Below are 23,840 nucleotides of genomic sequence, written 5' to 3'. Positions count from 1 at the left end.
CCTCTCCGCTCCCTTCCGGGCGGTCAACTTCACCAAGGCCGGAAATCGAAGACCGGGCTTAATTGTGTGAAGCCTGTATATATAGGGCTTATTGAATCCTTCCTCCAAAACGGCATTTAATAAACTTAAATACCATTTTTGCCAAAAAGATTAATTCCCGGGGAACTAATGATTATGAATTCGGCAACCGACGCAATCCCTAAAACGATTAATCGCTTAGCAAAAAGGTGAAGTGAAAAGTTTAAGGTGAAACACTGAAATAATTTTTGGTTTTATTACTTAGAAATAAGCAGCCTCTGATAACTGATAACTGATAACTGATAACTGATAACTGATAACTGATAACTGATAACTGATAACTGATAACTGCTCGCTCTTCGAAGCCTTGTGTGTCTAGTCTACTCGCTCAAACACCAGCTCTTCTTCCACTTCATTTTGTTTTCTTGTGGCATATCGGTGGCCTATAACAGCTACTCCCAATGCAATGAACAGCCCGATCAGGGAGATCGCTGCGTTACTGAGCACCATATTCCGGTGTTCACTGTAGGTGGGCATCATCACAATTTCTTCAAAAGTACCTTTTTGATAGCGAATTGGAATCTGGCTGAAGTCGGTTATCATGCTTGCAAGTTCTATTGGCAGCGAAAGCCTGCGTTCGATATTTTCACCATTGTCGGTTTCAAAATTGAGCACCACGTAACCGTTTGTCTGGGAGGCAATTTTTTTGATGTCAAAATCGACCACCTGCGCCGTGTAGCTCTCCCCGTTGTTATACGTGTCACCAATTCCCTGGTAAACCAGTACTTGGTGGACGGTGAGAAACAGCAGGTAGGCCGGCAGGAGCCAGATAAGGTAGATAAATTTGTACTTGGACATCGCTATGCTACAGTAAAATATTCATAATGACTCGGTAGTCTCCTAAACTACTTTGCCAGAGATTATCATTCCGTTGATCAATAAAAGAGCGCGTAATATATCACATATATCCAACTTAAAATACCGTGAATGATCGCCCAAATTATAGATTTGTTGACGGACCACGAAATGGTAACAGCCAACGCCGATCCCAAGGTAATTCCACCGCGAACCGTTTCTGTAACTTTTGTGTGCACAACTCTGTCAGCCATAGGTAATTGGATTTATTTAGTAATTGGTTATGGGTTGAATGCCAATACGAAAAATAAAAAGCGTTTGATTCAACAGTTTAGAAGCCAGATCTCACATTCTAACTTCCACCGTCCAGCTTCCAACTTCTAACTTCTAGCCTTTCAACTCACCATCTGCATCAAGATAGCACAGAGCCATGCCCCATACGTGCCGACGGCATAGCCGAAGACCGCCAGCAATACACCAACCGGTGCCAGCGCGGGATGAAAAGCAGACGCCACAATAGGCGCAGAAGCGGCTCCCCCGATATTGGCTTGACTCCCAACCGCTATAAAGAAGAAGGGAGCGTTGATAATTTTGCCCACCACAAACAGGATAAACACATGGATCAGAATCCACATTAGCCCCAGCAGGAAAAAGCCGGGATTTTCAAATATTGCCAGCACGTTCATCTTCATACCGATTGTCGCCACCAATATGTAAAGAAAAAGGCTCCCGATTTTGGAAGCACCCGCTCCCTCCAGGTCCCGGGCCCGGGTAAAGGAGAGGGCCAGTCCGCCGGTAGTGGCGATGACGATGATCCAGAAGAAGCTTGAATCCAGACTGAGGCGACTGAGCTGTGGGGCATTGGCCTTGATCCAGGGCGCGATAAGATCCCCGCCAAGGTGACCGATCGCCGTCATGACGAACGCCACTGCTACGATCGTGGTCAAGTCCGTGAGTGTAGGAATTTTGGCGATACTTGCTTTATAATCCTCGATCTTCTTGCGGAGCTCAGTAATCGGGGAGGCATCGGCCTTGAACCAGGCATCGATCTTTTCTGAGATTCCGGCCCCGTACAGCAGAAACGCCAGCCAGATGTTGGCCACAATGATATCCACCGTCACCATGGCCGAGAACAGGTCATCACTGGGATCAAATACCTCGTACATCGCCGTTTGGTTGGCACCGCCGCCGATCCAGCTGCCCGCTACCGTAGAAAGGCCGCGCCACACGGCTTCGGGTCCCGTGCCGCTGACTACCTCGGGGGCGATATAGGAGAAGGTAAGCACCGCCAGGGGACCGCCAATCACGATGCCGATGGTACCGGCAAAAAACATAATAATCGCCTTGGGACCCAGGTTCAGGATGCCCTTGAAATCTATGCTGATGGTCAGTAGTACCAGGCTGGCCGGCAAGAGATAGCGGGAGGCTACAAAATAGAGGTTTGATTCTTCTCCCGATATGATCCCCAGTGAGTTGAAAATGGAGGGAATGAAATAACAAAGCAGCAGGGAGGGGACAAACGTATAAAACTTTTGCCAGAAAGGAGTTTCAATATTCGAGGTAACAAAGATAGCCGCAAGGATCAGCAGGAGCAGGCCAAGAACAACGGCATCGTTGGTAAACAGTGGAGCAGCAAGGATCATCGGAGTAGTCATAGGCAGTAGTTCTGTTCAAAGATTAAAAGCTGAATCTAACTTTAGTTTAGGCAAGAGTGCAAATATCGCGTTGAATTGTTGAGGGTTAAGTCGAACGTCAGAAGGCCTAAGGATGGAAGGTCGGCATTGATTTGGGAATGTAGTCAGTGGTGGAAGGGGTTCACACTGGGAATTTTTCACGATCCCAACGTTACCTTGCTAATCTTCATTACTCAGTATCCGGTCTAGTGATTTATGAACCGCCCGGGCAAGCGAAGCGTGTTTATATGCCATCGCCTGACAATTGCTTGCCATCCCCGGCGTGTTGGGGCACGGTGCACCGTGCCCGTACATGTTGAAGTCGACCGGTTTTCACTCCCCACACTTTCGCCCAGGACTACGATGCACTTCGTTCATATCGCTATGACAGGTTACTGTTGTTCGATCATTAAAATGTCATCGCGACGCGGCGATCTCCCAATGAAATAAAATTTTTTTGTAAGGATTTCCTCTCGCACCGATCTATAGGGTAGCAGAACCTATGATATCACAACCATAACAAATGAAGAGAGGATATTATGCCTATTAAATATGCACTTCATCCAAATCCATTAACTGAAAACGACGACGATCACCGGGCTGTGGTCCGAGGACAGAAAACCCGCACGACGGAAGACATTATCGAATGGATAGCCCGGGGAGGACACAGCATCACCAAATCAGATGCCATTGGTGTCATTGAGGAGTACGAGAGAGCCATTGCAAAATTTGTTTCCGATGGAGACCGCATCAACACTGCGATTATGCAGGTATCATGTACGATAGCGGGCACGTTTGAAGGTGAAATGGACACTTTTGAGCACGACCGCCATGAGATAAAGGTAAGCCTGAGTCCGGGAGCAAGACTCACCGAGGCCACCGATGATCTTTCCCCGAAAAAGGTATATGCAACCAAGCCCCGCCCCGATATAGAAAGAGTCAAAGCTTTTGGTCCGAGGTCTGGAACCCTGGAGCTGGACCCCGGAGGAGGCTTAAAGCTCATCGGGTCCCTCCTCAAATTTAATCCTGACGATGAAAGGCAGGGAATATTCCTGGTGTCATCGAATGGTGAGGAGAGAAGAATGGAAATGGTTGTTCACAACAAACCCAGCACGCTCATATTCCAACTGCCTTACAGCATTCCTGAGGGAGAATATGAGCTGGAAGTGCGGACAATTATACGAGGCACTTCAGAAATCCGTAAAGGACAACTTCAGGACCCAGTAGTGATTAACTGACTGAACCTGCCTATTTGTTACTCTATCACTATAGTTATAGAATCCCTGATAAGTAGTGTCATAGTTCATGATACTACTTATCAGTATTTATGACACTGTTTATCATTCTTTATGAAAAGATTTATCAAGACTCTTGGTATTACTTATCAGAAGTAATGATACCTGCTTTCATGGATTGTGATACTGTTTATTAGGCATTCAACATGGTTAATGTGGAGATGTTATAATTACCCTTATCCATCGATAATACCGTAGTATTGACTGGCTTAAACCCTTGGTATGGGGATAATAAAAGCTGGGGGCTTCTGAGCACCCTGACCCTTCTTCCGCTGATCAGGATGAATAATAGATAGAAAAGTTTTGGTAATTGAGATGCGAAAGTCTGAATGAATTTAGCACACAGATATAATCAAAATCGAAAACCAATTTTTAATTCCTAATTCTCAATTTTTAATTCCTCTCGCGTGGTGGAATAAAAGATAGTAATAGGGTGTGAAAATCCTTTCTGAAAAGCTTATACTTACCATTCTGTTTTTTTGGAACGATAACTAACTGATATTCATGAAACTAGCTGTCATTGGCACCGGGAAAACCGGTGGTGAAGTCGTCGAATTATTACCTGAAGACCAGCTGTCAGATGCTTTTGACATCGACTATCAGCCTACGGTGGAAAAGCTTAAGAAAGCGGATGCGGCCATCATTTTTGTGCCGGGCGCTGCTGTTGATGATGTCTTTGATACCGTACTGGAGTCTGGTATCCCCGCAGTTTGGGGGAGTACCGGCTACGAGTGGCCGTCCGACCTGGATTCCACACTGAAAGAGGCCGGGGTCAAGTGGCTCAAGGCATCCAACTTCAGTTTGGGGATGAATATCATCCGGCGGGCGATCAAGGTGATTTCAGAAGGTTCGGAGATGCTTGACAACCCGGAGTACCTCATCCATGAAATTCACCACATCCATAAAAAAGATGCACCCAGTGGAACGGCGATATCCTGGAAAGAATGGCTGGGGAAAGATGCTGAGATAACCTCCGAGCGAAAAGGAGATATCAAGGGCATCCATGAGTTAACAGTAAAAACAGATTCCGAATCAATTTTTTTGAAGCACCAGGCGCACGACCGGGCCGTCTTTGCAAAAGGAGCAATCTGGGCTGCCGAGCAGATAGTGAAGGATGAGGTCGGGCCCGGCTTCTACGATTTTTCAACAATATTTGATCAGGCAATAGGGAATAATAGATAACATGGATTCTACTTTGAATGATACCAATGTTTGGACCGCACTGGTTACGCCGATGCAAGAGAACGGCGATCTGGACCTTGAGGATCTTGCAACATTGATTCACAAGCAGGACGAAGCGGGCAATGGCGTATTGATCCTGGGCAGCACGGGCGAAGGCCTGGCCCTGGGGTATGAAGATAAGAGACAGGTAGTACACACCGCCACCAGCCTAAACATCGATGTCCCCATTATGGTGGGAGTTGGTGGATTTAACCTCCGCGAGCAGATTGAGTGGATTGAGAGCTGCCAGGAGTTTGGACCCGATGCATTTCTGCTGGTCACCCCGCTCTACGCCAAACCTGAGCTGCAGGGACAAATTGAGTGGTTTAAGGCTCTGATGGATGCTGCCAACAAGCCGTGTATGCTCTATAATGTCCCCTCGCGAACTGGGTCTTGGCTGGAGAAACAGGCTTTGGCTACACTTTCAGATCATCCCAATATGTATGCCATGAAAGAAGCGGGTGGCAGCATTGAACATTTCCAGGCCTACCGCATGGCGGCCCCCAGCGTGCCCATGTATAGCGGCGATGACGGCTGGACGCCGTATTTCTCACTGAACGGCTGCCGTGGGCTTGTCTCCGTAATGGCAAATGTATGGCCCAAAGCCACGCATCGCTATGTGGAACTGTGCCTCGAAGGCAACACCAGGGATTTGGTTCCCCACTGGAAGGAGCCGATAGCCTCCCTGTTTTCTGTTTCGAATCCCATCCCTTCCAAAGTATTATTGAAAGAGAAGGGATGGATCAAATCGAGCACGCTGCGCCCGCCGCTGACTGACAAAGATTTAAAAGATACCAAACGACTGCTTAAGGCAGATGAATCGATAACCAAATGGTACGAGGAGAACAAAGTTAAATGAGTGATATCGACTGGAACGACATACTGAGCAAACTTGAAACCGGCGAAATTCGGGCTGCTAATCCAAATGGCGATCAATGGGTGGCCAATGTTGAGGTTAAAGAGGCCATTCTTGCTGCTTTTGGTGCGGGAGAAAACACGGAGTACTCCGGCATTTATGAAGGATTCGTAGACAAAGACAACCTGCCGCCGCGGATGTTTAAGGCGGGCGACAATGTTCGGTTGGTTCCGGGTGGCTCAGCAGTTCGTCGCGGTGCCTATGTAGCGGAAAATGTTATTATCATGCCGCCGGCCTATGTAAATGTTGGCGGTTATGTTGATGAAGGCTCTATGATTGACAGCCACGCACTTGTTGGTTCCTGCGCACAGGTGGGCAAAAATGTGCACCTGTCAGCCGGCGTTCAGCTGGGCGGCGTGCTCGAACCGGTGGGACTCACCCCGGTTGTAGTCGAGGATGAGTGCTTTATCGGCGCCGGGTCTGTTATTGTGGAAGGAATCCTGGTGAAGAAACGTGCCGTAATTGCACCGGGCGTCACGCTCTCCAAGTCGATACCAGTGTATGACTGCGTGAATGAAGAAGTCCGTGAAAAGGGAGCACCGATTCCCGAAGGCGCCGTTGTGATTCCGGGCACACGTCCGGCATCAGGCAATTGGGCCAAAGAGCAGGGACTTTCTATCTCATGTCCAATGATTGTGAAATATCGAGATGAGCAGAGTGATGCATCGCTTGTGCTCGAGGATGTCCTTCGATAGATATTGATCATAAATGTTTGGAACGCGGATAATACCGGTCGAGCGGCTTAAATCTAGCTATAGAAGTTAGCCTGTTCTACCTGTGTAACCCGCGTTCCCTTATTATAAATTTGGATTCTGATCGAAAAAGCGATTAATCCATAACCAAACGACAGAACGTATACATGCGTATTTTAAAATTCGGGGGCTCCTCCGTTGCAAACAGCGAAGCTATCCGGCAGGTCAGGAAGATCATTGTCGATAAATTGGCGGACCACCGACTGGCCGTTGTAGTCTCAGCTTTTGGAGGTGTTACCGACCTACTGGAAGAAGCGGTAGTTAAAGCGGCTGAAGGCGATGAGAGCTATTCCGATATCCTGGATGATATCGAGGCGCGTCACAACAAGGTGATTAAGGAACTTTTGAGCATCCAGAAACAGAGCCGCACGCTGGCACAGTTCAAGATGATGTTTAACGAGCTGGATGATGTGCTCCACGGGGTATCACTGACCCGTGAACTGACAGACCGTACCCGTGATTTTGTTTTAGGTTTTGGAGAGCGTTTTTCTGCGTTTATTATCAGTCAGTATTTGTCTGACAAGGAGATCAATGCGGGTTATTTGGATGCGCGAAAGATCATTAAGACAGATAAGAGGTTTGGGTCAGCCCGGGTGCTGACCGAGGAAACCTACCCGGCCATCCGCGAATATTATAAAAAGCTCGATGAAGACAGCGTGCAGGTGGTTACCGGTTTTATAGCGTCAACGCTTACCGATGAAGCTACTACACTGGGACGCGGTGGTTCGGACTACACGGCATCACTGCTGGGAGCTGCACTGAAGGCGGAGGCTATTGAGCTGTGGACCGATATTGAGGGCATCATGACCGCCGATCCCCGCAAGGTGAAGCGTTATTTTGTGATACCGCAGCTTTCCTATGAAGAGGCGATGGAGCTCTCTCATTTTGGAGCCAAAGTGGTTTATCCGCCCACCATGCAGCCGGCGATGAAAGTTTCCATCCCCATCTTGATTAAGAATACCTTCAAGCCTGAGCAGGAGGGAACCACGATCAGTGCGGAGTCGAGAAGCGGGGAGTCGAGCATTAAAGGGATCTCCTCCATCGATAACGTGACGCTGCTCACCATCCGTGGCAGTGGCATGATCGGCGTGACCGGCGTAGCTTCACGAATATTTAGTGCATTGGCCGATGCCGGTGTAAATATCATTATGATTACCCAGGCCTCGTCGGAGCATACGGTCTGCCTGGCTGTGTTACCTTCACAGGCGGAGGCAGCGCGCGAATCGATTGAGCAGGAGTTCAAATATGAGCTCAATGACGGGGTGATCGACGAGATATTAGTAGAACACGAGCTTTCGATTGTCGCAATTGTAGGGGATGACATGCGCCACACACCCGGCATTTCGGGCCGCGTATTCCAGTCACTGGGGAGAAACGGCATCAACGTAGTGGCGATTGCCCAGGGGTCTTCCGAACGGAATATCTCGGTGGTCGTCGAGCGTAAAAATGAGACCAAAACCCTGAATACCCTGCACGATGCCTTCTTCCTTTCCAGGATCAAAACCGTGAACCTATTCCTTGTTGGAGTGGGATTGATCGGTGGTACATTGTTAAAACTGATCCGGAAGCAGACGCAGAAATTGCTGGATGACTATTTCATTGATCTGAAGTTAGCAGGGGTTTCCAACAGCAAGAAATTCCTGATCGACGAAGAAGGTATCTCAATGGAACACTGGAAAGATGAGCTGGATGAAAACGGTGAGTCGGCAGATATTGAGAAGTTCATTGAGCAGATGAGCGAACTGAATCTCTCGAACAGTATTTTTATCGACTGTACGGCCAGTGATGAAATTGCCAATACCTATTCCAATGTGCTGAAATCCAGCGTCTCTATTGTTACGGCTAATAAAAAGGCTAATTCCAGCTCGCTGTCCAAGTACGAGGAACTGCAGGAACTGGCATTACAACACAATGTCGCGTATCTCTATGAAACAAATGTGGGTGCGGGACTACCGGTCGTAGCCACGCTAAAAGAGCAGATCCTGACCGGTGACAGCATATTGAAGATAGAGGGCGTATTTTCAGGCACGCTCAGCTATATTTTCAATACCTTTGACGGAAGTGAACCCTTTAGCCAGGTAGTGCGTACTGCGCGGGAAAAAGGCTTTACCGAGCCTGATCCCCGAGAGGATCTCAACGGACAGGACGTGGGACGCAAGCTGCTGATACTGGCGCGTGAAGCAGGTCTGAAGCTGGAGTTCGAGAACATCGACATTCAAAACCTGGTCCCTGAACCGGCACGAGAGGTGCCTACAGTGGAGGAATTTTTCGATATCCTGGAAGATTATGACGACGAGTTCCAGGAGCTTTACGAAGAGGCGCAGTCCAATAACAATAAATTGTGCTATATTGCTCGCTATGAGGACGGTCAGGCGACGGTGAAGCTAGAGCAGATCGGTGCCGAACACCCGTTCTATGGGCTGAAGGGCAGTGATAACATTATCGCTTTCAAGACCCAGCATTACGAGGAGAGCCCAATCGTGGTAAAAGGACCCGGTGCCGGGGCAAATGTCACGGCCAGTGGTATCATTGCCGATATCCTTCGGATAAGTAATGCCCCCTCATTTGGCAAAGAGTATTAATATAATCCAATAGAACGCAGATTACGCAGGCACTGCGGATTGTCATGGGTTTAAATTTATTTCTGTGATTATCTGCTTAATTCGTATTATCTGCGTTCAATATTACAAATCTAATTGTTGACAGGTCATCATGACCCATTCAGAAAAACAGGAAGTGAAGGTTTTTGCCCCCGCCTCCGTTGCCAATGTCAATTGTGGCTTCGATGTGATGGGGTTTGCACTTGAAAAGCCAGGCGATGAGATTATTGCCCGGCGAACCGATGGAGAAGGCGTCAGTATCACGAAAGTAACTGGTGATGGAGGCGTTCTTCCCGCAAATCCACAAAAAAACACAGCTGGTGTTTCGGCCCGCGCTTTGTTAGCGCACCTCGGGACTAATGTGGGCATAGAGCTCGAAATCCACAAGAAGATGCCGATGGGTAGTGGGTTGGGTTCGAGTGCTGCCAGCTCAGTTGGGGCCGTCATTGCCGTAAATCGACTGCTTGGTAGCCCGCTGGAACTGCACGAACTTTTGGGGTTTGCAGCCGAAGGTGAACGTGTTGCCTGTGGTGCCGCCCATCTCGACAATGTGGCCCCATCGCTGCTGGGAGGTTTTGTTTTTATCCGCAGCCAGCAGCCTCCTGATGTTATAGAGCTGGAGTGCCCGGTCCCGTTGTATGCCACTGTCGTGCATCCCAAAATTGAGATTCGAACCGAAGACACCCGCAAGATTTTGCGGCGCGAGGTCCTCCTTAGTAAAGCTGTAACCCAGTGGGGCAATGTTGGCGGCTTGGTGGCCGGGTTGCTGAAAGGGGACTACGATCTTATTTCACGCTCGCTGGAAGATGTGATTATTGAACCTATTCGTTCCGTCCTGATTCCGGGCTTCAATGAAGTCAAGCAGGCTGCCCTGGATGCGGGGGCGCTGGGCAGCGGAATCTCAGGTTCCGGACCCTCGATTTTTGCCCTGTCCTCTTCCGAAGAGACCGCCCAGAAGGTTGCAGAAGCGATGCAGATAGAGTTTGCCCGCCTGGACTTGGATAACGACGTCTATATTTCACGAATTAAACGGGAAGATCCATATATCATTGAAGAGCAGTAGCAGATCATGAAGTTTATCAGTACGAAAGGGGACTCAAAACCAGTTTCATTTTCAGAAGCCGTGCTCAAGGGACTGGCCCCGGATGGTGGGCTCTATGTACCCGACAAGTGGCCCAGGCTGGATGACGAATTTATTAACAACATTCACCAGAAAAGCCTGCAGGAAATTGGCTTTGAAGTCAGCCGCCTGTTTGTCGATGAACTTGATGACAACTCCTTGCGCGAGGTTATTGACGGGGCGATGAATTTTGATGCTCCGCTGGTCTCCATTGAGGATCGTACACATATTTTGGAGCTCTTCCACGGCCCCACGCTGGCCTTTAAGGATTTTGGTGCACGGTTCATGTCGCGCATTTTTTCTGCCTTTCGCGAGGATAAAGAGCAGGATATTGTGATATTGGCAGCCACTTCCGGCGATACGGGGAGTGCCGTTGCACAGGGTTTTTTAGGCGTGGAGGGAATCAAGGTGTGCCTGTTGTATCCCAGTGGGAAGGTGAGTCGACTGCAGGAGCAGCAACTGACCACCGCCGGCCAGAATGTGACGGCACTGGAGGTCAATGGTACTTTTGATGACTGCCAGAAAATGGTGAAACAGGCGTTCTCGGATGCTGAACTGAACAGGCAGCTTATTTTGAGCTCGGCCAACTCTATTAACATCGCTCGGCTGGTTCCGCAATCATTTTACTATCTATATGCATTGAAGCAGCTTGGTGAGTCCGTGGGTGCGCCCATATTTTGTGTTCCAAGTGGCAATTTCGGAAATCTTACGGCCGGCCTGATGGCACATAAAATTGGTATGCCGGCAACTGGATTTATAGCCGCAACCAATGTCAATGATGTGGTACCCGAGTACCTGGAGACCGGTTCTTTTAATCCACGCCCTTCGGAACGGACCATCTCAAACGCGATGGATGTTGGGAATCCCAGTAATTTTTCCCGGATTGAGTATCTCTTCGGGAACAATCACGAGACCATTCAAAAACATATCTGGGGCGCTTCCTTTTCTGACGAACAGACGCGGCAGGCAATTCAGGAGGTCAAAAAAGAGACCGGGTACCTGCTCGATCCGCACACGGCAGTGGGGTACCTGGCGGTTAAGAAATACCGTAAAAATGCAGCGGGGTATTTTAGCGAGTCCGGCGAAACGCCGTTTGTTATTCTTTCAACAGCCCATCCAGCAAAGTTTGGGGATGTGATTGAACCAGCAACAGGTGAAGAGGTCCCAATTCCCGATCGGTTGGCAGAATCGCTAAAGAAGGAAAAACAAAGTATTAAGCTGGAGAATGACTTTGGGCACCTCAAACAGCTTTTGATGCAGCGGTATTGAAGGATTAACATTTTAAAAACTACGTGCGACGCACTTCGGAAGTCCGTCGCACGTAGAGCTATTCAAAAAGATATTTATCAAGGTTCTCTTTAGATTCAACAGTCTTAAGAAAATCGAGATATTCTTCAGAAGAGTCGAAATATGTATTCTGAAACTCTTGGTCAAATAGACTTCCATTTCTCATACCCAGCCACTCTTTAAGATTAGAAAATGGCCATTCCCCAATTCTATTGACTAACTTCGCATCCAGGGGATTTCGGTGAATGTATCGGCAGAGATGTATTAGGTAAGATGTGTCCTCAACACAGACTGCTTTATATGGTCCTTCAAAAAGGGTCCCACTTCTGTCGTACTTTTTATTAAAAGCTTTGGTAAAGCTATTAAATAGACGTTGGACAAATTTCCTAACAGGTTGTTCACCCTTTTGTTGTACTAAAAAGTGATAATGATTTGGCATCAAGCAGTATGCTATAATATTTATTCCTAACTCTGCCGAATATTTTTGAACTTTTTCTAAAAGGAACAAGTAGTTATCTGTCTCTAAAAATATATTGGTTTTAAGCACTCCTCTATGATAGTATTTTTCTCTCTCGAATTTAATTTTTCTGTGCGCCATTCTACTTCTATAATGTTGTTATATATTTATGACGGTTTGGGGAAGGGAAACCCATAAAACTAATTATAAAAAGTATCAAAATGTGCGACGCACTTCCAAAGTGCGTCGCACATGATCTACGCTTCAGTCCCTTTCAAAGCAATAGCCAGTCCCTTGGTAAAGGCCTGCACGGCTGCTTCCAGCGTATCAGGTGAGGCCGCTTTTGATACCCACTCATGGTCGGTGTTTATTTCCCCGAGGGTCAACGTCACAACAACCAGCGAATCGGTATCAGGGCTCAGTATCTCGACCTCGTGATTCTTTACCTCCAGGTTTAGAATATTGTCCGTTTCAGACTTTATTGCGGTAAGAATGGCATCCACAGGTCCCACACCCTTGGCTTCGGTTGTGACTTTTTCCCCATCCAGGATCAGCTTGGCAGTGGCGTGTACCAGCCCGTGTTTATGCATGGTTATTTTGTAATCAGCAACTTCCACCGGATACTCCAGGTCAAGCTCTTCATTGAATACCAGGGACTGCAGTACTTCAATTTCCTTGTTGCTCAACGTTTTCCCTTTTTTATTTATGCTTTCGAGATATTGGTTGTAAATCTGTTCATGATCTGCATCCATCTTTAGGTTGGGAATAAACGTGTCACGAGATTTACCCCACGACTGTTTCTGCATGTCGATATATCCCGAGTTGATATAATTGGTCACTTTTTCAATACTTGGAGAAAGCACGGGGGAGGAGAGGGAGTGTTTGGCTACCACTATGGTGTCTTTGAGGCCGGCACCAGTGAGGACAAGCAGACATTTTTTACCCGTAAATTGATCTAGGTTATTCTTGACTGCTGCCAGTGGAAGGGAACTGGCTGGCTCAGTAAAGTGACCTTCTTCTACCGCCATCTCTTTCAGTGATTGCAATATTTCATTTTCACTCACTGTGAACGCTTGCCCGTCAGTATCTTGAATGCCTATCAACACTTTTTCAAAATCCACGGGATCGGAGGCCGCCACCGACTGGGCCATGGTGTTGACCTGCTTCTTGATGATTTTCTCTTTCTTGAAAATTCCCTCGACTACCGGCGAACTCTGTTCCGGTTGAATAGCGACCAAGTGTGGTATTCGATTTATTTTCCCAGCAGCCTTCAACTCTTTAAATCCCTTGTGGATAGCCCCGAAATTGGTACCGCATCCCACCGGGATAAAAACATAGTCGAAATCATTGCCTTGCTGTTCAATTAGCTCATAGGAAAAGGATTTTTGTCCCTCTTCCCGGAATACATAATCGCCGGCCAGGTAGTAGTTCCCCGATTTAGCAAATTTGCGACATAATGCTTCACAGGCACTGAAATCGCCTTTAATACGAATAATGTTGGCGTCATAAATAGTGGCCTGGGCAATCTTAGCATCGGTGGTTTTTTCCGGCACAAAAACGAAACAGGGAATTTTGAAATAGCTGGCATATGCTGCTACTGATGCCGCCATGTTACCGGTAGAGGCCAGGCAGATCGCATCTGCACCAAGCTCCATCGCTTTCTGTACTTCTATGTAACTGCCTCGATCCTTAAAACAACCTGTAGGATGCTCGAATTCGAGCTTTGCCCATAGGTCTACCCCATAGGTTTCAGAAAGACGAGGAAGTTCCTTTAGCGATGATACCCCCGTTTTGAGCGGCTCTGGTTGAATATTTTTTAGTGGGTACTGTATATCGGGTGAGGAGTTTTCATAAATGACGCGCAGCACACTACCACATTCCGTGCAGTAAGTGGTCGTCTCTCGTTCAGAATTGAGATGATTGTTTGCCACACAACGCAGTTCGTAACCGGGAGATTCTTGGGCCATAAAAGGGAAACATGATTATCTGTTGATATCCCAAAATACAAACCGGAGGGCTGCCGGTAAAATGAGTTGTGGGGAAAAGCCGTGAATTATTCTTAATCAGGCGACAGATGTTTTTCAATTCCTGGGGTAACACCCCTCGGATCCACGCCGACTGCTGTCGGAGACAACTCAGATGGTTCGTCTCCCCTCAAGGTGAGATTTCTGCCTTATGCACATATTCAAACTCATAAAATTCCTCATTTCCATTCAGTAGTGTCCCGGGGAAATGAATCTCATTTGGGCATATAAGTTTATTACAGATCGTTTTTTGAAAAGGAATTCAATATGCTCCCTTATAAACAGGCTTCATAAAATAAAACGAGACTTCGACTTCCGGCCTTGGTAAAGTTGACCGCCCGGAAGGAGCGGAGGGGAGCGTAAAGAAAAAATCTGTGATTTTTTTAGTGGAACGAAGAGACCTTCAGGTCAAGTTTACCTTCGCCGGCGATTTTTTTTGTTTATTTTTTCATCGTTGAAAAAATGAACAACAGAAATTAGTAGTAGGTCAGCTCCCAAAAGTTTTTTACAGGACAACAGTGATTCTTAACTCTTAATTCTATACCCATTCTTTGCTGCCGGCCTTCGCCTTCTTTTGCAGCTCCTTAATCCGACCTGGAATATTTTTGGCTTTGAAGACAGCACTACCTGCTACCAGGACATCAGCTCCGGCCCGCGACACTTTATCAATATTGTCGAGGTTTACTCCCCCATCCACGGAGATCAGGTAATTGTAATTTTCACTACTGCGCAGGGCGGCCATCTCTTCGAGGCGCTCATAGGTTTTGGGAATGAAATCCTGTCCACCGAAACCGGGGTTCACACTCATGACAAGTACCAGGTCCACCAGGTCCAGGATCGGCTCAATGTTTTGGAGAGAGGTTGCGGGATTAACGGCGACACCAGCCAGTGCGCCATGTTGTTTGATTAACTGCAGGGTGCGGTGCAGATGGGTACATGCCTCATAATGCACGGTAATTTGATCAGCACCGGCGTCCACAAAGTGTTCAATATACCGTTCCGGGTTTTCAATCATCAGGTGGACATCCAGGAAAAGATCCGTGACCCGCCCGACTGCTTTTACAATATCGGGACCAAACGAGATGTTTGGCACAAAATGACCATCCATGATGTCACAGTGAATCCATTTGGCATCACCCTGTTCACACTCTTTGATCTGTTCACCAAGCTTGGAATAGTCCGAGGCCAGTATAGAAGGGGCAAGCACCGGAAGTTGTATGTCCATGTTAGTTCTGTTGGTTTTGTTGGAGTGAGTCACCTTCGATATAAGTTGTATCGATGCTGACAGCCCCCGATTCACTTTCTTCTTCTACTTTAAAACGTTCGGAAATTGTTAGTGTAATCGTTTCACCCTCGACAACCTGTTCTTTCCGGGGAGTAAAGCTGAGGATGGTATTGGGTGAAACCTCCTTGCTGGGTTTCCATTGAAAAGGACCGATGCGTAATCCCGCCTCCCGGAGCTTCTGTTGGGCTTCCGTCAGTTTGAGGCCAATTATGTCGGGCATATCCACCATTTTTTCTCCCAGCCCGTCACTAACTACGAGATCCACAACGGTACCTTTATCTACCGTTCGTCCAGCCTCAACAGATTGACGCAAAACAGAACTCTTGAACCTGGAGGATTCATAGCTTACTGTTCCCGGGGTTAACCCATGGTTTTCTAGTTGAATACGTGCATTGCGATATGACAAGTCTACCACATTCGGGACGGTAACCTGGGGATTCGATTCGGTGTTGACCGTCAGGTATATTTTGCGGTTCGGTTTAACAATTTCAGCAGGTGTCGGTGTCTGATCAATGATATAGTCGGCCGGGAATGCCGAGTTAGCCCGCCGGTCCGTAACCTCATATCGCAGGCCGTAGGAGGTCAGTAGTTCTTCTGCCTCGGCAAGGGAAATTTCTCTTACATCCGGGACGGTGACGCCTTCATAGTAATTGGTATAGGCCGGCATGATCACTTCGTTTAGGATAAGCAAAATTCCGGCTATTGAGATGATTCCACCCAGTATCGAGAGGTAGAACTTTCTACTGGTCAGTATGTTTTTTAGATAGTTTATCATAGCGTCTGGAAGATACAGTTCATAACGGTCATCTTAAAAATGATATTTTAGGATAAACTGTTCAGGTCCAAAAATATTCGATTGTGTTTCCAGCTTGTTGTTTTTGAGCTTGACGGTGATAAAAGCATCAAAAGCGGAAACTACATGGTTTAAGAGCATGTACGCTAGCATGTTCCCGGCGATGCGATACTTGTTATTGAATCGGTCTGACAGGCTTGCCCCTTCAAAAAAATGGGGTGGCATATCGCTTCCATTCCATTCCAGTTGATAGTGGCTATCCAATGGCTGCCCCTCTCGGTTTATCCCAAAGCTATTCCATCCCGGACCGTACTGGTAGTATTTGCTGATCAGTTCATAATACTGCTGTGAACCGTAAGCAGGCATTTCATGCGAAAAATTATTACCCGTACCCTCTGTCGTTATGAAGGGGGTGTTATTTTCTACATTTCGGAGTGTTTCAATATCAACGGTGTTCCAGTCCACATCGGGATCAAAGGCGGGATTTGCATCCTGGACCTGCTGTTGTAGCTCGTCGATATATGGATTCGATATGTTGTTCTGTTCATGGTAGTCGACCAGCCATTTTGCGTAGGTGACCACGCTCCAGTTGTTGTCGGCAAACTGTTCATAATCGCGTTGCAGTTCTTCCGCCCGGTGCTGGCTGTGGAAATGAACCGCCAGCAGAATCAGGTCTGCAGCAAAATAGGCCCCCGCGCGAATCCATTTGTTATTGACTGCCTGTCCGGTGCCCGGGATAATCGCAGAACTGAGCAGGGCCAATCCCGGCTTGGTTTGCAGCGCGTTAACTAAACGTGATGAAGAGGTCGGTGCAACGGCTTGATATCGAAAATCACTCATTGACAAGTTAGAGAAGTCTTCCTGCCCGGTTTCTATCTCTTGCTGGCTGAACGGGAGATTCGTTTTCAACGGCTGGGCAATAAGCACATTACCGGCCAACAGGAAGGCCAGGATGTAGATTACGATTCTAATCATGATTTAGAATTTCAAAATCAAAGGTGAATCCGAAGTGAATAATAGGCTCTCTTCCATAGCTTACTTTGTTGGAAGACGATTCAGTAATAAACTCGTCAGGTAAAGTAACATCAAATTTATTAAATCCGTAGGCTCCGCTGATGAAGAATTTGAGGGGATAGAGATAATAGCTGTTCAGGGAAAAGCGCAGTTCAGCCCCTATACCGGCCTTCAGATTTGCCCCTGTTCCCTCCGGTCCATTCCATCCATTCCCCACTTCCCCGAAAAGCCGCAGAAAAAGTTTGTCGAATGAATGGCGTCCAACCTGTTCATTGATGTCTGTAAACAGGGGAAAAATGTAAGAAAACTCTGAAAAGGCGGTCGTATTGCCGGAAAGTGCAAAATAGGGGTAGCTTCGCATTCCGGTAAATCCGCCGATATAATCGAGATAAAAAGTATCGCCCGGATTGCTGAAATAACTGAAAAAGCGGGAATAGACCTGTCCGGTGGTGAAATCACCCATTTCGAATCCATAACGAGAACTTAACTCTACTGAATGATTTTTGGATTTCTGGTAAACTGGAGAGAGGCTTCCATCTTCAATTTCAAAATTTTCAAGTAGCTGGCTGGGGCGGTAATTGTATCGAAGGCTGGCCCTGAGCCCGATTGGGGCGGTGTCACTATGGGGATAGGGGAGGAAAGACTCGTAGACGTAGGCTGCCGTAAGCAACGTACCGCGGTAGTATTCGGTGGAGCTAGAGGGTACCAGCTGTTCCAGCTCCCTTGAGAAAAAAGCATCAGTCTGCACGCGGTACGGGGTATAGCCGATACCAAGCTCAACCAGGGAGTGTGCATCGATTTTGCTCCGAAGGAACAGATCAATCTCCCAGATGTTGTATGCGATATCCACCGAAGTGGTATCGGGCAGGCAGGAGGTGCAGGGAAATTCCTCCACGGAAAGTCCCCCGTTCACATTGCGGCGCATGTTGTAGAGCTCAACGGCCAGCGTCGGAGACCATCGCTTCTTGATAAATGGCAGCCCGCGATATTCTGTAATCAGGAACAGGTCACGATCCAGGTCAGTGAGTCGCGAAGGGCTAAAGAAATCACCGATGCCATCGGCGCTGCGCGACCCAACTCCGAACAGGGCACCACCAAAAATATTCAGGCGGTTGGTTACTTCACGGGAGCTAAAGTAGGTTCCGATTTTTAGATCACGCACCAGGTTTTCACCTAATCCACCAAAATCACCGGCCCTGAGCAATGAGCTGTTGCTGCCGTTAAACTTGGAGTAGTTGTCGAAACGGATTACCGGGTAAAAGCTGAATTTGGTAAACTCTTGATCGTAACTATAAAGTTGCCTTTGATCCGAACCGTTTACTGTAGGTATCTGCATATTCACCCGACCGGTATCAGCATTAGTTAGTGTATTCTCATCCAGGGGATCGATGTCGGAGTCATTGAAATTGTTGAGCTCCGTAAAGCTATTGGGATTATCTGGAAACGAAATTTCCCTGGGTGCTGGAGGCCGGTAGCTTCCCCAAATGATGCTCTGCGGGAATTCAGGCAACTTTTTTGACACAATTTTGTAGCCACCTTCCCGGTACTCGGCATACGTCAGCCGACCTTTATCACTGAGCGTTGGCATAAATGCACCACCGGTTACGCTTGTCAGTTTTTGTGAGGCTTCCGGGCTATCCAACGGAACGCGGTAGATATTGAAAATGCCGTCAGGGTCACTGCTATAGTAGAGATAGTCGCCCTGTGGGTCGATAAAAGGAGTACGGAAATCGATGAACTGCTCTTTTAAAAAAGGTTCAGCCTGCTGCCTCTCCAGGTTAAATCTGCGAATAGAACGTCCCATTTTTTCGGCAAAAGAAAAGAAGATTTCTTGTCCCCCAAGTCCCCATTCCGGCTTATAAACCTGCTCGCCGTCTTCAAAATGGGTCAATTTTTCTACTGAACCGTTTTGGGTATTGACCAGTACAAGATTGGCGGTCCCCTGCGCAACCTGGACAGCGGCGATCTGCTCTCCATCGGGACTCCATGAAGGATCGTGAAGACGAGCACTGTATGTCAAACGATCCGTGCTTTCTGATTCAAAATCGTAAAAAAACAGGTCGTTATATCGTTCACCATATTTGTTGAGTGTTGTCCGTGTAAAGACCAGGCGCCGGCCATCCGGTGCAAAGGAAAAGGAGGAGCGGATGCGGTTAATCAGCGGTTCCTCACTAAATCCACAACTTAGGGCAAACTGTCGGGGGTGTGCCCGGGGGGTTAAATCGATTTCCGTTCCCTTGCTTGTACCCGTTTGCAAATCCCGAACAAAGAGTGATACTGCAGATTCGGAGATTTTTTTATTGGACAGGTAAGTAATTTTTGTACCGTCCGGCGAATAGGTGGGATAGAAGTTAAAGTAGCCCTTCGGTTCGATGAGCTCAGATTCCTGGGAATTAATAGAACCCACTGCCGAGCTATAAAAATCTTCTCGCTCCAAAATCCATTCTTCAAACAGCTCCTGCCCGCTTTTGCCGGTCACTTGTTGAATTGCCAAGTCTATGCTATTGACTCCACCGGTGCTCAGGGTATCGCTGATCTCACTTAAGACGGATTCACCATACCGGTGTGCCAGGAAAATCGTAAAGCCAAATCCCTGGTTGTATACCTGCTCACGTTCCAGGCTAGTTTTTGATGAAAAGGTCCCCATCTCATCAAATGATAGATAATTGTCATTGAGGATGGCGGTTCGCAGGACCATATCACGGTGCGAATCCCAGGTGTCATAGCTCCAGCCTGTCCGTTGGTATTGTGCCACACCCTCGGCAAACCAGCCCGGCACGCTGATTGATGAAAACGGGTAGGTGAGGAGTCCCTTGGGATAGCCGTAAAGTACGTCAGGACGCCGAACATCTTCGTAGGAAAGCCACTGGAGATAGATGGCGGGCAGGGTGCGACTGCGCTTCATGGAGGCGGTCAGCTGTACAATATGCGTGAATTCGTGGCTGATCACATCGCGCATCCAGTCGTGTGTCCCCCGAAGTGGGGAGTCGAGTGCGGGAACCCAGATATCAATCTGGTTGTCAAAAAAGTATGCGGCACCGTTGGAGTAATCCTCTCTGTCTTTCAATACGATGCTGGTTTTGGAGTCGGGCTCAATCCCGTACAGTTCCGTAATATGCGGATACACCTCCTCCGCTATGCGGGAAGCCACCTGGGCTGACCGGCTGTTTCCATCCTGGAAGTGGATCAGAAAATGTTCGCTCTCCAGCGTGTACCAGGAAAGATGGTGGTACGGGTAGCTGTAATTGGAGGGCGACAACTGCGCATGTACCTGGCCGGGTAACAAGCTTTGTACCCCGAGGAAACCGACCAGTAATAAAAGAAGTTGAAATCTTCTATTCATCAGTGAACCACCGCTATTTTGATAAGCTTGCTGGATTCCTGGCCATTGACCGTTGCCGTAACCTGTGCGAGGTAGATGCCGCTGCCCCATTCTGCAGTAGAAATGCGCTGCTCTTCCGGGGCACCGCCGCTGGTTTCGAAATCCTCGTCAAAAATAACGCGGCCACTTGCTGTGATAATTCTAATCTCAACACTTCCCGACCCCGAGGTTTGGTATCGAATATAGGTTTCATCCTGTGCAGGATTCGGCCAATTATAGGTTTCTGAATCCACCAGGATAGAACTGGGCATCTGTGGTGGATCGGATTCGTTCAATCGTCCGGTAACTTTATTAAATGGCTCATTCCCATAGCGACTCCCCCAGCGCGTGTCTTGCAGTGCAGGAAATCGCCAGGCCTTTAAATCGCCTTCATGACTTACTGCATACAGCTTTTCCCCGAAGATCACGGGATGAATCGGCTGATTTCCCATCTGTGTTACAGCTCCGAGATACAGTGGGAATCCCTCTTTCATAGTTCCATTTTGATTATAGGCTATAAGATTCATAGAAACAGAGTCCTGCACGGTAGCAATCAAGTCGAGTGATTGATCTCCATCAAGATCAGTGACTAGTGGGGTTCCGGTAAACTGTGCTCCCTGTGGCACATGAATGGGAAAACTGTTCAAAAAAGCGCCATTGGCGTTAACAGCATCCAGGCGGTTTTGCCGGTTATTCACAAATAGAATATCAAGACGGTTATCATGGTCAAAGTCTGCAAAGGCCGGCCACCCGTAATTTTCGGATTCAAAAAGCAATCGTTTGGGATTTTCGGACTGGGGATCAATGAGATAAAAAGCGTCGTCCTCCATCAGGTAAAAGAGATTCTGCCCTGAAGTGAGTTGCAGTCCGCCGGTATACTTTCGCGAAGAACCGGCCATAACCGAAGTGTTGACGTCGGTCCCTTCCACCCGTAATTCATTTTGCGAAAGGATCGCGTAATTTCCTCCAACCGTTGCCGATTGCTGCTGAGGAGTAGACAGTTCTGATAACGGGGACCCATCTGTAAGGTTGAAACGCTGGTCTGTGAAATCAAGTAGCAGGATATCATCACTTTGTGAGCTTAAAAAGCCCGAGTTGGCTCTGGCTGAATTGGTCCATTCGTTCTGCCACTTTGAGCCATCCCAACGCCAGGCATTTATGATGCTGCTGTCATTTCCCGGTTTTTCCGCCAGGATCAGGCTTTGCCCTGCATACGGCTGTTGAGGAGCCCCGGTCTGGAAATCATGAAAAGTGGATGATTGCGAATTGATTTGAAGGGCATAGGTAGTTTGTCCAGTGGGAATCACCAGAAAGCTGTCCTGTTGTGCCGAAAATGTAGCCAATGACAGGGGATAGGAGTTCCAGTAGGAATCATTCTGCGGGGTAAAAGCTTGATCCCCCGGCAGGTTTGCCTGCATCACAGATTCGATCACGCCCTCATCAACACCGCGGACTCGGAAGGTAGTGGTCGGGCCGATCCCGGAAAAATCATAGAATTCAAAAAAAGTGGGTGCACCGGAGTTACTGTCGTTGTTTGGATGGGTATCAGAGCCAAATTTATTTTCATAGAGACTCAGCGTATCACCCTGCGTGGAGATTACAGAGGCATCATTTCCAGCCCACCAGAAATCGAATGCAGTGCCTGTTGAGAAGTTAGTGGTCTGCCCGTCAATCGGTCGACCAATATCCTGTGCACCGTCAGCCTCTTCGAGATCAACACCACGTCGTTCAGGATTTGCATTTACCCCACCTCCAGAAATCTGTTGCTGAATAATTGCCTCATCGATATGCCAGATCAGCATTCCCCCGTTAAGCAGCCGGTCGTCTGGCGTACCGGGCTCTTCATCTGGTCCGCGATCCAGCCCGCCCGGAAGGCTCCAGTCAAAGTTGTCGACGTTGACCAAGACACCAGGAGTTAATTCCTCTTCAAATCCAGATGCTTGGTTCACAAATGCTTCATCGCTGTTATCGTACCGTTGTTGAATCTCCGTGCCATCCGGTTGTCGAATTGTTAGAATGGCCCCGTCGTTTTCAGTATCCCGGTGCCGGTTTTCAACCAGGAAGTATTCGCTATTCGAAAGGGCGTGTTTGGCAACTGAACTGTTTGTTTGATGTAGTGAAGAGGCGCTCAACTGAACCGGGGATGAAGTGCTCATATCGATCTCAAAAGGAGAGGTCCATCCCAGGTATATTTTTTCCCATGCGGAAGGTTCCGGCGGAAAAAGGCCGCTATAGGAAAAAATAGCTGCCCCGTCCATTAGGCCGAATCGCCCAATTCCTGAGGCACCGGTCTGTGTGTTAAAGAGATCCGGTAGCCCAAGATGGCTGCCTAGAGTAGCAGTGATTAAACCGTTTGTTGATAGCTGCAATACAAACTCAGAATCGCTCACATCCACACCGCGCCGGGAAAGGGTGCGAGGTAAAATCAGTGAATTTGTGATCCTGAAGCTGCCATTATTCACAGGAAATCCATTGAAGTTTGGATCGTTCAGCAGGTTTGCCAGGGATTGAGTGCTTAAATATAGTGAAGGGATATCCTGTGGCGTTTTGTCGAGAGAAGTTCCGGTGAGTTCTATATCACGACCCACCCCGGCGTGAAAAATTACGAATGCGGTGTTTTGGGGATTCAATCCAGTGGCATCGAAACCGCCGTGTTCTTCTACTTTTTGCCATACATCACGGGCCAAAAGAGCCAGCTTTTCATTAGTAAAATTTTCCCCGGTGGGAGAATAGTACTCCATCTGCTGATCCAGCTGGTAAATGTCCGGTAATACCTCGTAATCCACCGAAAGCTGACCACCCGAGACCTTCTCAAAGTAATTCTTGGCAAATTCCAGGTGCGCTTCAAAATAGGCTTGGTCATGGGGCAGGGGATCGATACTGGTATCATTTTCTTCCAGGTAGGGAAGGCTGCCGGGCTCGAATGTGCCGTTTCCTGAGGTCAGGCGGTTGTCATCCGGGAGGAAGGATACTCGCACCGCCAGGATATTCAGCGTTCCAGTGGCCTGGATCTGGCTGGGAGATATCATTATATGGTCGTTGGAAGATAGTGCATGGCTGCGTTTGATATCTGTTTGTTGGGCAAAAATGGAAGTGCCCCCAAAAAACAAAAGCACACTTGCAATAAGCATGCTTTTGATGAATATAAAATCGTATGTTATAGGCATTT

17 protein-coding genes are annotated in these 23,840 nt (G+C 47.9%); 7 read left to right on the top strand and 10 right to left on the bottom strand.

The genetic code is table 11. The annotated features are described in order from the left end of the window. Positions 1 to 393: 393 nt before the first annotated feature. From NC796_RS13655 to NC796_RS13645, 3 genes are all read right to left on the bottom strand, one after another. Complete coding sequence (locus NC796_RS13655; RefSeq protein WP_310685148.1) at positions 394 to 876, bottom strand: hypothetical protein; 483 nt, start codon at positions 874 to 876, stop codon at positions 394 to 396. A gap of 77 nt (positions 877 to 953) precedes the next feature. Continuing rightward, on the bottom strand, positions 954 to 1,127 hold the full coding sequence (locus NC796_RS13650) for a hypothetical protein (RefSeq protein ID WP_310685147.1): 174 nt from the start codon (positions 1,125 to 1,127) through the stop codon (positions 954 to 956). A 141-nt stretch (positions 1,128 to 1,268) separates the two neighbouring features. After that, the gene (locus NC796_RS13645) at positions 1,269 to 2,528 is read right to left on the bottom strand and encodes a DUF819 family protein (RefSeq protein WP_310685146.1); all 1,260 of its coding nucleotides are present in this window, start codon (positions 2,526 to 2,528) and stop codon (positions 1,269 to 1,271) included. A gap of 557 nt (positions 2,529 to 3,085) precedes the next feature. On the opposite strand from NC796_RS13645, the gene NC796_RS13640 reads away from it, so the two are divergent. From NC796_RS13640 to thrC (NC796_RS13610), 7 genes are all read left to right on the top strand, one after another. Further along, positions 3,086 to 3,784 carry a DNA-binding domain-containing protein gene (locus NC796_RS13640; protein WP_310685144.1) on the top strand — a complete coding sequence of 233 codons (699 nt, stop codon included), beginning with the start codon at positions 3,086 to 3,088 and terminating at the stop codon, positions 3,782 to 3,784. Between the two features lie 561 nt (positions 3,785 to 4,345). Further along, positions 4,346 to 5,023, top strand: a complete 678-nt coding sequence (locus NC796_RS13635) for a dihydrodipicolinate reductase C-terminal domain-containing protein (protein WP_310685143.1) — start codon at positions 4,346 to 4,348, stop codon at positions 5,021 to 5,023. Position 5,024: 1 nt separating this feature from the next. Further along, complete coding sequence (gene dapA, locus NC796_RS13630) at positions 5,025 to 5,921, top strand: 4-hydroxy-tetrahydrodipicolinate synthase (protein WP_310685142.1); 897 nt, start codon at positions 5,025 to 5,027, stop codon at positions 5,919 to 5,921. Next, positions 5,918 to 6,673, top strand: a complete 756-nt coding sequence (locus tag NC796_RS13625; RefSeq protein WP_310685141.1) for a 2,3,4,5-tetrahydropyridine-2,6-dicarboxylate N-succinyltransferase — start codon at positions 5,918 to 5,920, stop codon at positions 6,671 to 6,673. Before dapA ends, NC796_RS13625 begins: the two co-directional genes overlap by 4 nt. Before the next feature lie 164 nt (positions 6,674 to 6,837). After that, on the top strand, positions 6,838 to 9,312 hold the full coding sequence (gene thrA / locus NC796_RS13620) for a bifunctional aspartate kinase/homoserine dehydrogenase I (RefSeq protein WP_310685140.1): 2,475 nt from the start codon (positions 6,838 to 6,840) through the stop codon (positions 9,310 to 9,312). Between the two features lie 130 nt (positions 9,313 to 9,442). Further along, positions 9,443 to 10,393, top strand: a complete 951-nt coding sequence (locus NC796_RS13615) for a homoserine kinase (protein WP_310685139.1) — start codon at positions 9,443 to 9,445, stop codon at positions 10,391 to 10,393. A 6-nt stretch (positions 10,394 to 10,399) separates the two neighbouring features. After that, positions 10,400 to 11,719, top strand: coding sequence for a threonine synthase (gene thrC / locus NC796_RS13610; RefSeq protein WP_310685138.1), 1,320 nt, complete (start codon positions 10,400 to 10,402; stop codon positions 11,717 to 11,719). 58 nt (positions 11,720 to 11,777) lie between these two features. Here thrC (NC796_RS13610) and NC796_RS13605 read toward each other — a convergent pair whose 3' ends face one another. From NC796_RS13605 to NC796_RS13575, 7 genes are all read right to left on the bottom strand, one after another. Further along, positions 11,778 to 12,335: a transposase gene (locus tag NC796_RS13605; protein ID WP_310685137.1), complete on the bottom strand. Its 558-nt coding sequence runs from the start codon at positions 12,333 to 12,335 to the stop codon at positions 11,778 to 11,780. A 116-nt stretch (positions 12,336 to 12,451) separates the two neighbouring features. Then, the gene (thrC, locus tag NC796_RS13600; protein WP_310685135.1) at positions 12,452 to 14,161 is read right to left on the bottom strand and encodes a threonine synthase; all 1,710 of its coding nucleotides are present in this window, start codon (positions 14,159 to 14,161) and stop codon (positions 12,452 to 12,454) included. A 595-nt stretch (positions 14,162 to 14,756) separates the two neighbouring features. After that, the gene (gene rpe / locus NC796_RS13595) at positions 14,757 to 15,443 is read right to left on the bottom strand and encodes a ribulose-phosphate 3-epimerase (RefSeq protein ID WP_310685134.1); all 687 of its coding nucleotides are present in this window, start codon (positions 15,441 to 15,443) and stop codon (positions 14,757 to 14,759) included. Position 15,444: 1 nt separating this feature from the next. After that, the gene (locus NC796_RS13590; protein WP_310685133.1) at positions 15,445 to 16,278 is read right to left on the bottom strand and encodes a PASTA domain-containing protein; all 834 of its coding nucleotides are present in this window, start codon (positions 16,276 to 16,278) and stop codon (positions 15,445 to 15,447) included. 33 nt (positions 16,279 to 16,311) lie between these two features. Beyond that, positions 16,312 to 17,271: a hypothetical protein gene (locus NC796_RS13585; protein ID WP_310685132.1), complete on the bottom strand. Its 960-nt coding sequence runs from the start codon at positions 17,269 to 17,271 to the stop codon at positions 16,312 to 16,314. Further along, the gene (locus tag NC796_RS13580; protein ID WP_310685131.1) at positions 17,264 to 20,653 is read right to left on the bottom strand and encodes a hypothetical protein; all 3,390 of its coding nucleotides are present in this window, start codon (positions 20,651 to 20,653) and stop codon (positions 17,264 to 17,266) included. Before NC796_RS13580 ends, NC796_RS13585 begins: the two co-directional genes overlap by 8 nt. Next, positions 20,653 to 23,838 (bottom strand): T9SS type A sorting domain-containing protein, encoded by a 3,186-nt coding sequence (locus NC796_RS13575; RefSeq protein ID WP_310685129.1) that lies wholly within the window; start codon positions 23,836 to 23,838, stop codon positions 20,653 to 20,655. Before NC796_RS13575 ends, NC796_RS13580 begins: the two co-directional genes overlap by 1 nt. Between the last annotated feature and the right edge of the window lie 2 nt (positions 23,839 to 23,840).

The organism is Aliifodinibius sp. S!AR15-10 (assembly GCF_031569985.1).
In the GTDB taxonomy this organism is placed as follows: domain Bacteria; phylum Bacteroidota; class Rhodothermia; order Balneolales; family Balneolaceae; genus JAMQKA01.
The sequence above is the reverse complement of the archived record's forward strand: the minus strand, read 5'-3'. Positions and strand labels throughout refer to the sequence as shown.